This window comes from Pseudomonas sp. 1176_21 (genome assembly GCF_052850635.1).
The window spans coordinates 585,945-597,182 of the sequence record NZ_VXCV01000001.1 but is presented as its reverse complement, the minus strand read 5'-3'; the positions used below and the strand labels follow the sequence as shown (position 1 = coordinate 597,182).

Genomic DNA, 11,238 nt, shown 5'->3' with positions numbered 1-11,238 from the left:
GATACGGGAGCCACCATGAATATCGTCAGCAAGTTCAGCCAGCGCGTACACCAGAAAGGCCTGCGCGCCACCCTTCGCAGCGCGTACAAGCGCTACGTGTTCTTTCACTGGGAGCTGCTGTGGATGGAGCGCGACCTGGTCAGCCCGGTGCCGCCGCATACCCTCAAGCCCTATGCGCCGCTACGCGTGGAGCGCATCACGGTGCACAACGTGCAAGGCTTTGCCAAGCACTTCGGCGACCGTGTCGAAACCATGCGTGAACTGGCCGCCGAAGGGCATACCGGGCTGATGTTCCTGGACGAAGACAGCCACGTGGTGGCGTTCATCTGGGGCAGCCCGCGTCACTACCACGACCGTCATTACTATGGCTGCTGGTTCCCGGTCGAGCCGGGCGAGTTCTTCGAGTTCGGCGGTGAACTGGCGCGCCAGTACTGGGGTACGTCGCTGTCGGTCGACCTGCAACTGGCCCTGTGGCGCGCCATGGCCGAACAGGGCTGCGACAAGGTGGTCGACGTGTGCGAGACCCACAACATTCCGGCGCTCAAGCTGCACCTGCGCATGGGCTACGTCGAGCAGGGCCGTGTGATGCACGTGTACTGCCTGTTCGGTCGCTGGAAATTCTTCCGCGAAACGCGCTACAGCGGCTCGCGCCTGGATGCCTTGCGCAAACCGGCGCCGCGCAGCACTACTGCCACGGTGTCCTGAACCGATGACCCTGACCTTTACCTGGCACGCCTCGTTGCGTGCCGACGACTTCCCCGCCGACGCCTACGAGCAGTTGCGCGAGCGGCTGCCCGATGCCACCCCCTTCAACAGCCTGGCCTGGCTGCGCGCCGCCGAGGCTGCCTTGCCGGCCAGCCAGCACCTGCAGGTACTGCTGGGGCACGCACAAGGACGCCTGGTGCTGTGCCTTCCGTTGATCCGCACCCTTGAGCGCCACGGGCCGCTGGACTTTGCCGTGCTGCACCACCTGGGCTACCCCATGAGCGACCGCATCGGCCTGCTCATCGACCTGCCGACCAGTGCCGCCGGCCAGGTACTGGCAGCCATTCGCACGCGCCTGCCCCATGCCCTGCTGCAACTCAACGAGGTAACGGGCGATTCGCCCTGGCTGCAGCAGTGGGCACGCCGCAGTTCCACCCACGAACAGCGCACCGCCTGCCGTGCGCCGGTGCACCAGATAAGCGAGGCCGACCGCCAGGAAGTCAGTGGCGACCCACGCTACAAGTTGCGCCGCGCGCGCAAGCGCATCGCCGCCTGCGGTGCACAGGTGCGCCGAGTAACCCCCGATGCCGCCAACGCAGCGGCCTGGCTGGAAGCCGTCAGCGCGGTCGAGGCCGTGAGCTGGAAAGGCGACGACGGGGTCGGCATCTTCTCGGTGCCCGCCCAGCGCCAGTGGATGTTCCAGGCCTTCACCGCGCTGGCGGCCGATGGCCGTCTGCGCCTGGTGGTGCTGGAACTGGACGGGCGCTGCATCAGCTACCGCCTGGGCCTGCTCGAACGGGGCCGCCTGTACGACTACAACCTCGCCTTCGTGCCGCAGTATGCCGACCTTGGCAGCGGCCGGGTGCTGCTGCAGGAATGGATCGACTGGGGGCTGGACGAAGGCTGGACGTGGATCGACGCTTCAAGGGTGAGCCTGGAGAACTCCAGCCACCAGCTGCATGAGCGCATGACCGGCCAGGTCGAGCACCTGCGCCACAGTTTCTACAGCTGGCGCCCGTCGGGCCTGTGCCTGGGCATGGCGCTGCGCCTGTGGCAACGCATCAAGCCCTGGATCAAACGCCGCCAACAACAGCCCGTGCCGGCACCTGCCACTTCCCCCACTGCCACACCGACAGCACAGGAGCGCCCGGATGCCGTCCCAAGTCATAGTCAACGCTGACGATTTTGGCCTCAACGAACACACCAACGCGGTGATCCTGCGCGCGTTCCAGTGCGGCCTGATCAGCTCTGCCACCGCCATGGCCAGCATGCCGGCATTCAAGGCCGCCTGCGCGCTGGCCCAGCAACCGGCCCTGCGCGGGCGCGTGGGCCTGCATTTCAACCTGACCTACGGGCGCCCGCTGAGCGAGCCGATCCGCGCGCTGGCGCAGTTCTGCAATGCCGAGGGCGAGTTCGACCTGGGCCTGTCGCGCAAGCGCCTGTGGCTGGGGCGCGCGGCCCGCCAGGCGGTGCACGAGGAACTGGCCGCGCAATGGCAGCGCTGCCTGGACCATGGGCTGACCCCCAGCCACCTGGACTCCCACCAGCACGTGCACAACCTGTGGCCCATCGGCGAAATCGTCGCCCGCTTCGCCGCCCGCGAAGGGGTGCCGATACGCCTGGCCCGCAATGTGGGGCACAACATCGGCCCGGCAAAACGCCTGTTCAAGACGTTGCTCAACCAGCGCCTGCGCCAGTTGGCCAGGCTGACCGCCGACCATGTGTGTACCCCGGTCGACCTGCGTGACGGCCTGGCCCCACGCCATGGCGTGCTCGAAGTGGTGGCGCACCCCAGTGCCCTGGGCAGCCACGACTTCGGCGATGCCTACCTGGGCAGTGGCGAGTCCTTGCAGGCCTTGCTCGACCAGCGCCTGGCGGGCGTGCCCAGGGTCGGCTACGCGTCGCTGCGCGAGGCGCGCCAGAGCACCCTGGACACTGCCTCCAACAGATAACTACCACCGCTTCGCCCGGCTGATCGGTTGTGCTGTCGGTCCACGGACCGGAGCACGACCATGCCTACCTCCCCTTCACGCATTCCCCACTCAACGTTCATCGTCCAGCGCCTGCCCACCTGGCTGAAACACACCAGCGCCCAGGACGCCGAAGACCTTCGGCGCCATCTGGCCCTGACCCATGTCATCCCCGATGCCGAACCGGACTGGCTGGCCAACGGCCTGCCCGATCAGCGTGACGCCGTGCGTGCAGCCAGGCGTCGCTATCGGCGGGCCAGCCAGACACTGGCAGGCACCCTCAAGGCCTTCCAGGGGTTGCTGGCATTTGCCGAGCCGCTGCTGCAGGCGCGCCTTGACACCGAACTTGGCGAAACCCTGAACCTGCACACCACCGACCTGGTGCAGTTTCACGAAGAAGCCGACCTCTGGCAGCTCGCCACACGTACCACCTACCAGAAGCAGAGCCTGCTGCAGGCAGCGCTGCAGAACTTCGGTGACGACGTGACCTTCCTCGGCAAGAGTGCGATCACCCTGCAAGGCCATTTCCACCTCGACCTGACCGACGCCGGCCTTGCCTACCGCTATACCCGCCATCGCCTGTCACCGGCCGTGTTCGCCCGCCTGTGCCGCGAACTGGACCTGGGCGCCCGCTACCAGCAGCACCTGCAGGCAGTGTTCGAAACACCTGCCACGCAAGACAGGGTGCGTCGCGACTCGATCGATGCCAATCGCCAGTTGCTGCGCCTGGAGGTCACCGTGGCGAAAGCGCGCCAGCGCATCGGGCCAACCGCCAGCCGCCGGTTGCTGGCGCTGCTGGACGCGCCCGCCGCAGCAGGCGCCGAGGCCCCGCCAGTGCAGGCCAGCCTGCTGAGCATGAGCGGCGTACCGTTGCACGACATCCTGCTGTTTGCCCTGGCATCTGAGCAGCAGGCAGACAGCCTGCTGCTGTACCTGCCCGGCGACCCGGACGATGCCCTCACCGAGCATGCGTCGATGCCGGCGCTGGAGCGCTACCTCAAAGGGCGCCTCAACCACCCCGGGTTTCGCAGGCTGTTTAAGCGCTACGTACCGCTGCAACAGCAGCAACACCTGTTCGATGTGCTCGGACACAACCTGGCCCGGCAGGTGGTCGACAAGGACGGACCGTGGCACTCGCAGGAGCAGGACAGCCTGTACCTGAGCCTTGCCCCGGTTGCCGGCGAGCTGTTCGGCGTGCTGCAGGACCGCCACCTGCAACGCCTGAAGGATGAAGCACGGGTACTCATGGTGCCCACCGCTGAAGCCGACGAGAAAGCGCGCAAGGCCCGCCTGGAACAATGGGAGACACGCGCGCTGAACGTGCTCAATGCCGCGGCGATGTTCGTTCCCGCGTTGGGCCCGGTCATGCTGGCGGTCACTGCGGTACTGCTGATCAAGGAGGTGTATGAAGGCGTGGAGGACTGGCAGGACGGCGACGTCGAGGGCGCCATGGCGCACCTGCAGTCGGTGGCGATCACTGCCGGCATGCTGGCCGGTTCGGTGCTGGCGATCAAGGCAGCGCCAGCGCTGGTCGATGCGTTGATCGAAGTGCCACTGCCCGATGGCAGTACGCGCCTGTACCTGCCCGACCTGGCACCCTACCGGTTGGACACGCCGCTGCCCGCCGAGGTGACAGCCAACGACCAGGGCCAGTACCGGCACGCGGACCGGCACTACATCAGGCTCGGCGCCGACCTGTACGAGCAGCAGTTCGATGCGCACCAGCAGCAATGGCAACTGCGCCACCCCGAGCGTGAAGACGCCTATCGCCCCGCGCTGGAGCACAACGGCCAGGGTGCCTGGCGCAGCGTGCATGAACAGCCGCTGAGCTGGTCGCGGGCCACCCTGCTGCGCCGTCTGGGCCCGCTTGCGCAAGGCCTGAGCGATGCAGAACTCGAACAGGCCTGCCAGGTCAGCGGCACCCGCGAAGACGCGCTGCGTCGGTTGCACGCCGCCAATCTGGGCGTGCCACCCTTGCTGGCCGATACGCTGCAACGGCTCAGGATCGCCCGGCAACTGCGCGCCGAAAACGTCACGGGCAACGTCGGCAAGGCCCTGTTCGAGCAGCGTTACCTGGCCCTGGTGCCCCCGCAGCCGCACATCACGGCCCTGTGCGCACGCTTGCCCGGGTTGAGCCCGGTGCTGGCCCGCAGCCTGCTGGACACTGTCGGCCCGGCCCGGCTGGCACGCTGGGTGCCACCGGCAGCCATCCCCACCAAATTGCTGGAAGAGGCCGCCACGCTGGCCGCCCGTGTTCCCCTGGTACGCGCGACCGAAGGCCTGTATTGGCCAGCCCTGGCGACGCCGCAAAGCACGCGCCTGGCGCTGTTGTGCCTGGAGCACGCCCCTGGCTGGGACGCCTCGGTCGTGCTGGAAGCACGCAGTGGTGGCCCGCGCGGCCCTCTGCTGCAGCGCGTGGGTCGTGCCACCCAGGCGCAGCGCAGGGTTCTGGTGCACGGTGCAGAAGGCTACCAGACCTTCAAGGACGACCTCCCGCTGCACGCGCCCGGCGACGACCTGTTCGCGGCCCTGCATGACAGCATCGCTCCCCGCTATCGCCAGGTGCTGGGCCTGGACACCAGGGCGGCGCTGCAGCAACGCGTGCTGTCGATGCTCGAACGCCCCCGCGGCGAACTTGCCACCTGGCTGTGGTCCGGCGAGGTCCGCGGCTGGGCCAGCGAAGCACGCCTGCTGGGGGGCAGTGATCGCCCCGGCTACCCGCCGGTGTCGGCTGCCAGCTCTTCACAGGAGGCCCGCTACCGCACGCTCTATCCGCATGCCAGCGGCGAAGAGGCGCGTACCACACTGGCGGCCTGGGAGGCCAGCGAGATTCCGGCACAGGCGCGGCTGCGCACGCTCGAACAAACCCTGCAACGCCTGAAAAGCGCGTTGACCCTGTGGGCCCTGCCCAGTACAGCCCGGCAATCGGCGCGGGAGGAAATCATCGCCGCCTGGCAGCGCCTGTCGGTGCGCGAGGTCGCCGACGGCGAAGCCATCGTTCAACTGAACCTGGACTACCTGGACCTGACCGACGGTGACCTGGAAAGCTTCCCTGTGCTGGAGGCCAACTTCGATCACGTGAATGAGCTGTCGCTGGAGCAGAACTCCCTGACCCGGCTGCCTGACGCCTTCCTGCGCCACTTCACCCAGCTGCAGCGCGTCAGCCTGAACGGCTGCGAACTCACCAGCCTGCCCACCGGGCTGGGTGATCGGCTCAGCGTGCTGGACCTGGCCAACAACCGCCTGGTCTGGGACGAGCACCTGCAGCACGCCCTCGAAGGTTACCCGCAGTTGCGCGACCTGAGCCTGTCGAACAACCCGCTGGCAACCCCGCCCGACTTCGCCCGCCTGAACCGGCTGCAGGGCGTGGACCTGTACAACTGCAGCCTGGCGACCTATCCGGCAGGGCTCGATCAGCTGGACGCGCCGAACCTGGTGGACCTGTCCGGCAACCAGCTGCAGGAGCTGCCACCGACCGCCATCCTCTCACCTCCGCTGGCCCGGGCGCTGCGCCTGGAACACAATCCGCTGAGCGATGCTGCCCTGCAGGCGGCCGATGCCTACTACACCACCCACCGTATCGACCTGCTGGTGGCCGAGATCGATTACAACGAACTGCTCGACGACGCCACGCCACAACAGCGGGCCAGCTGGCAACGACTGCAGCAGAGCCTGCCGTCGGGGTTCTTCCGGGACCTGCGTGCCATGTTCGACAGCCCGCCCTACATCGTCGCCCCACTGACCTACCGGCGCCGCCTGTGGCGCCTGCTGACCTGGATGGACGCCAATGCGCCCCTGCGTGAGCAGATTCTCGCCCGCACAGGCGGCACCCTGCTCGACCTCGAACAGTTGGGCGAGGTGTCACAGGCCCTGGCCATCCCGGACCTGGCAACCCGCTCGCGCACCTTGCTGGCGACCATCGTCAACCACGTGCGTCTCAGAAAGCTCGGCTTCGGCGTGCTGAGCCTTTCTTTCAACATGTCCGAAGACAGCTACGCGACGCTCTACCAGTGGGCGCTCAAACGTATCACCCGCCTGCCGGGCCTGGACCTGGCCCAGGCGGCGCGTGCCGACGAGCCGGTGATCATCGACGCACTGGTCGATGTGATGCCGCTGCCGGGCGAAGCCTGGATAGAACAGCAGCGCAACCTGCTGCTGGCGGTCGACCCGACCACCTCCCACGGCCTGGACGAAGTACTGGCCATGAACCATGAAGAGGAACCGGTCTACCCTGCATGGGAGCACCACTTGCGCGAACGCTTCGCCGCACAGTTCGCCGCCTCGCGGGCAGCGCTGGACGACAGCCTGGAGCAGGCAGCCGAAACGCTGAGCGAAGGTGAACTGCTGGTGGAGGCGCAGCGCTTGCGGCAGGTGTACGAACAACGCCTCGTCGACCTGCGCAGAACCCTGACCGAGGGAGTGGCGCGAGGCACCATCGACTGACAGGCGGGCGCCGGCCCGGAGCGCACCCGGGCCAGGCTGGCTTTTGTGCCGGGGCCGGCGTTATGCTCGGCTGAACCGTTTCATTCACCATGGAAAAGAGGTATTGCGTCATGGATCGTCTGGACTCGCTGTTTCCCGCTGCCACGGATATCCCCGAGGCCTATCGCCTGGGCGACCCGCTCGAGCAGCGCGACTACCTGGTGGATGGGCAGTTGCACCGCTGGGAAGGCCCGCTGGCCACGGTGCGCAGCCCGGTGTGGCTCAAGACCGACGACGGTGAGCAGCAGGTGATACTCGGCAGCGCCCCGCTGCTGGACGCCGATACCGCCCTCACCGCCCTGGACGCCGCCGTGCGTGCCTACGACAAGGGCCGCGGCGTGTGGCCGAACATGCGCGTGGCCGAGCGCATCCAGCATGTCGAGGCGTTCCTGGCCCGCATGCGCGAGCAGCGCGCGGTGGTGGTCAAGTGGCTGATGTGGGAAATCGGCAAGAACCTCAAGGACTCCGAGAAGGAGTTCGACCGCACCTGCGACTACATCGTCGAGACCATCGGCGCCCTCAAGGAACTCGACCGGCGCTCCAGTCGCTTCGAACTGGAGCAGGACACCCTCGGCCAGATCCGTCGCGCGCCCCTGGGCGTGGCGCTGTGCATGGGCCCCTACAACTACCCGCTCAACGAGACCTTCACCACCTTGATCCCGGCGCTGATCATGGGCAACACCGTGGTGTTCAAGCCGGCCAAGTTCGGCGTGCTGCTGATTCGCCCGTTGCTGGAGGCGTTTCGCGACAGCTTCCCGGCCGGCGTGATCAATGTCATCTACGGGCGTGGCCGCGAGACCGTCAGCGCGCTGATGGCCAGCGGCAAGGTCGACGTGTTCGCCTTCATCGGCACCAACAAGGCCGCCAGCGACCTGAAGAAGCTTCACCCGCGCCCGCACCGCCTGCGCGCCGCGCTGGGGCTGGACGCCAAGAACCCGGGCATCGTGCTGCCCGAGGTCGACCTGGACAACGCGGTCAACGAGGCGGTCACCGGCGCCCTCTCGTTCAACGGCCAGCGCTGCACGGCGCTGAAGATCCTGTTCGTGCACGAGCAGGTGGTGGACGCCTTTCTCGACAAGTTCCAGCGCAAGCTGGCCGACCTCAAGCCCGGCATGCCATGGGACCCGGGCGTCAGCCTCACCCCGTTGCCCGAAGCAGGCAAGGTCGACTACCTGGGCGGCCTGGTAACCGATGCAGTAGCCCACGGTGCCAGGGTGATCAACCAGGGCGGCGGCCAGAGCCGCGGGTCGTTCTTCTACCCGGCGCTGCTGTACCCGGTGAACCCGCAGATGCGCGTGTACCACGAAGAGCAGTTCGGGCCGGTGATCCCGGTGGTGCCCTACCGCGACCTGCAGACAGTGATCGACTACGTGCTGGATTCGGATTTCGGTCAGCAGTTGAGCATTTTCGGCACCGATTCGGCCACCGTGGGCCGGCTGGTCGACACCTTCGCCAACCAGGTCGGGCGCATCAACCTCAACGCCCAGTGCCAGCGCGGGCCGGACACCTACCCCTTCAACGGGCGCAAGAACTCGGCCGAAGGCACCCTGTCGGTGCATGACGCACTGCGCGTGTTCTCGATCCGCACCCTGGTGGCCACCAAGTTCCAGGAGGCCAACAAACAGCTGATCAGCCAGATCATCCGCAACCGCGAGTCGAGTTTCCTGACGACTGACTACATCTTCTGATTGCGTGGTGGGCAAAACGGTACAAGCATAGGCTTGGATCGCGGCGCACCTATCGCGGGTCAAGCCCGCCCCCACAAAGGCAGTGATGAACACGTGGGAGCGGGCTTGACCCGCGATAGGGCCCGTGTAGGCAACACACTTTTTGCGTACCAATGGAGGAAAAAATGGCCACCCAACCCATCCCCGACGGTCAGCACAGCATCACCCCCTACCTGGGCATCAAGGACGCTGCCAGGGCCATCGACTTCTACAAGGCCGCCTTTGGCGCCACCGAAATGTTCCGCCTCGACGCCCCCGATGGCCGTATCGGCCATGCCGAGCTGAAAATCGGCGATTCCTCGCTGATGCTGGCCGACCCCTGCGACCAGGCCGGCGGGCTCACCAGCAGCCAATCCCTGCAGGGCAGCGCCATCGGCCTGCACCTGTACGTCAAAGATGTCGACGCTACCTTCGCCCAGGCGCTGAAGGCCGGCGCCACCCAGGTCAACGCCGTGCAGAACCAGTTCTACGGCGACCGCAGCGGCACCCTCAAGGACCCTTTCGGCAACCTCTGGTTCGTCGCCACCCACGTCGAAGACGTGTCGGTCGAGGAAATCCGCGCCCGCGCGGCAAAAATGTTCAGCCCGCAATGAACGCCACCTGCACGCGGCGATGGTCGCGTGCAGGGCTTTGAATTAAGGTGGCAGGCACAGGAAGGCTGGCCAGGATCGTCCATGCGAATCATCGAGAAAAACGCCGCGCTGGTGCGCACCCTTACCCCCGCCGAAGAGGAACTGCTGCGCGGGTTCGTGCTGGGCGCCCTGGAGGGCCCACGGCTGCTGCAGGCCAACCAGTTGCTGATGAAGGTACGCGCCGCCGGGCAGTGGCTGGCCTGCGAATGCCAGCCCAAAAGCATGCCGGTACTCAACGTCAACCTCAACGGCAGCACCGGCACGCTGTTTCTCAAGAACAACCCCGGCACCGCCGAACATGCGCCGGGCTGTGCCTTCACCAAGGACGAACGCGACACCGACGCCAGCCATAACGAGGCCGACACCCCGCCGGCGGCCTGGCTGGCACCGGACGCGCCGTTGCGCCTGATCGGTGATTTCCAGCGTGCCGCTGCCGGCAGCGGCGAAGGCAACGGCAGCGGCGACAGGCGCGAACAGCATCGCCTGCTCTCGCTGCTGCTGACCCTGATCGAAGCCAGCGGCCTGAACGTCTATGCCACCCACCTCAAAAAGGACCTGACCGCCCAGTTCGCCGAGCTGCGCAGCGTCGCCACCCGCTACCCGCTGATCGACCGCGTGCCCGCCAGCAACTACCTGGAAACCCGCCTGGACATGAAGCACATGATGATGCTCAAGGCACGTCTGCGCGACGCCACGGTGTTCGGCACACATCGGCGCCATGGCCTGCTGCTGGACTGCGTCAGCCAGATCAAGGCGCGCAAGGTGCTCACCGAACGCAGCGAAGACGGGTTCGACTTCCAGGGCCACCACCTGCTGTGGGGCGGTAGCCGCACCCCCGGCCCGCTGCTGGCGCTGGCCATCTATTCCCCCGCCACCGCCGGCAGCCACTTCTACGAGCTGATCCATGTGGCCAGCGTGCCGGTGCTGTCGCGCGCTCACCTGTTCCCGGTGTACCGCGACGAAGAGCGCGAACCGCTGAAGATGCTCGTCTCGCTGATCGACTGGATGGCCGGCAAGGGTGTGAAGGTGGTGATGCGCCGGCCGGTGATCGGCGGTCGGGTGATGGACGAACTGGTGCTCAGCTCCGACCAGGACCGGGTGCTGTCCGTGTCGCTGACCGAACAGCCGCTGGGCCCGGAGCCCGAAACGGAAAACTTCAGGCGCTTTGCCGATTTCAAAGGCCTGGACACCTTCCGCAAGTACGTGGCGGGCTTCTTCATGCGGGGTCGCGACTAGACCGTCCGTCGCTCACGCCGCACCCTCGGCGCATGACGACGGACCAATGTCAGGTAGCCCACATGAAAGGAGTTCGACCATGACCCGCACCCCGATCACCGCTCTGCTGTTCGCCGCGCTGCTGGGCGCCCAGGCCACCGTGGCCCTGGCCGCAGGTACCGGCCCGACCAACCCCGCCCCCGGCAACGGCGTGCCCAACTCCACCCTTCCTGGGGCCGGGGTGGATGTGCCGGCGCCGCCCAACGAGCCGTCCATGCCCAGCGGCACCGACCCACGTACCCAGGGCAACGACGACGGCCGCCAGGGCGGCATGAACACCGATGACACCCGTGGGCAGATGCCCGAGGGCACCGGTTCCGAGAGAAATGGCCACGAAGGCTCCGAAAGCAACAACAGCGGCGGTGTCAGCGGCCCGGCTGGCAGCTGACCGCTGCGCCCGCAAGCTGGCTCCTACCGGCGATACACACCCTGTAGGAGCCGGCCTTG

The 11,238-nt window shown here is 67.0% G+C and carries 8 protein-coding genes; all 8 read left to right on the top strand.

Annotated features, from left to right (window positions below; translation table 11 throughout):
• Window positions 1-15 precede the first annotated feature (15 nt).
• On the top strand, window positions 16-705 hold the full coding sequence (locus FW760_RS02985; RefSeq protein ID WP_043860598.1) for a GNAT family N-acetyltransferase: 690 nt from the start codon (window positions 16-18) through the stop codon (window positions 703-705).
• Between the two features lie 4 nt (window positions 706-709).
• Window positions 710-1,885 (top strand): GNAT family N-acetyltransferase, encoded by a 1,176-nt coding sequence (locus tag FW760_RS02980; RefSeq protein ID WP_446443571.1) that lies wholly within the window; start codon window positions 710-712, stop codon window positions 1,883-1,885.
• Entirely contained in the window at window positions 1,857-2,657 is an 801-nt protein-coding gene (locus tag FW760_RS02975) for a carbohydrate deacetylase (RefSeq protein WP_043860596.1), read from the top strand. The genes FW760_RS02980 and FW760_RS02975 overlap by 29 nt, the downstream gene beginning before the upstream one ends.
• Before the next feature lie 60 nt (window positions 2,658-2,717).
• Window positions 2,718-7,118 (top strand): dermonecrotic toxin domain-containing protein, encoded by a 4,401-nt coding sequence (locus FW760_RS02970; protein WP_446443570.1) that lies wholly within the window; start codon window positions 2,718-2,720, stop codon window positions 7,116-7,118.
• Window positions 7,119-7,228: 110 nt separating this feature from the next.
• Window positions 7,229-8,845, top strand: coding sequence for an NADP-dependent glyceraldehyde-3-phosphate dehydrogenase (locus FW760_RS02965; RefSeq protein ID WP_058540227.1), 1,617 nt, complete (start codon window positions 7,229-7,231; stop codon window positions 8,843-8,845).
• 164 nt (window positions 8,846-9,009) lie between these two features.
• Window positions 9,010-9,477 carry a VOC family protein gene (locus FW760_RS02960; protein ID WP_058540228.1) on the top strand — a complete coding sequence of 156 codons (468 nt, stop codon included), beginning with the start codon at window positions 9,010-9,012 and terminating at the stop codon, window positions 9,475-9,477.
• Window positions 9,478-9,558: 81 nt separating this feature from the next.
• Entirely contained in the window at window positions 9,559-10,752 is a 1,194-nt protein-coding gene (locus FW760_RS02955) for a hypothetical protein (protein ID WP_100632725.1), read from the top strand.
• Window positions 10,753-10,831: 79 nt separating this feature from the next.
• Window positions 10,832-11,179, top strand: a complete 348-nt coding sequence (locus FW760_RS02950) for a hypothetical protein (protein WP_210015076.1) — start codon at window positions 10,832-10,834, stop codon at window positions 11,177-11,179.
• Window positions 11,180-11,238 lie beyond the last annotated feature (59 nt).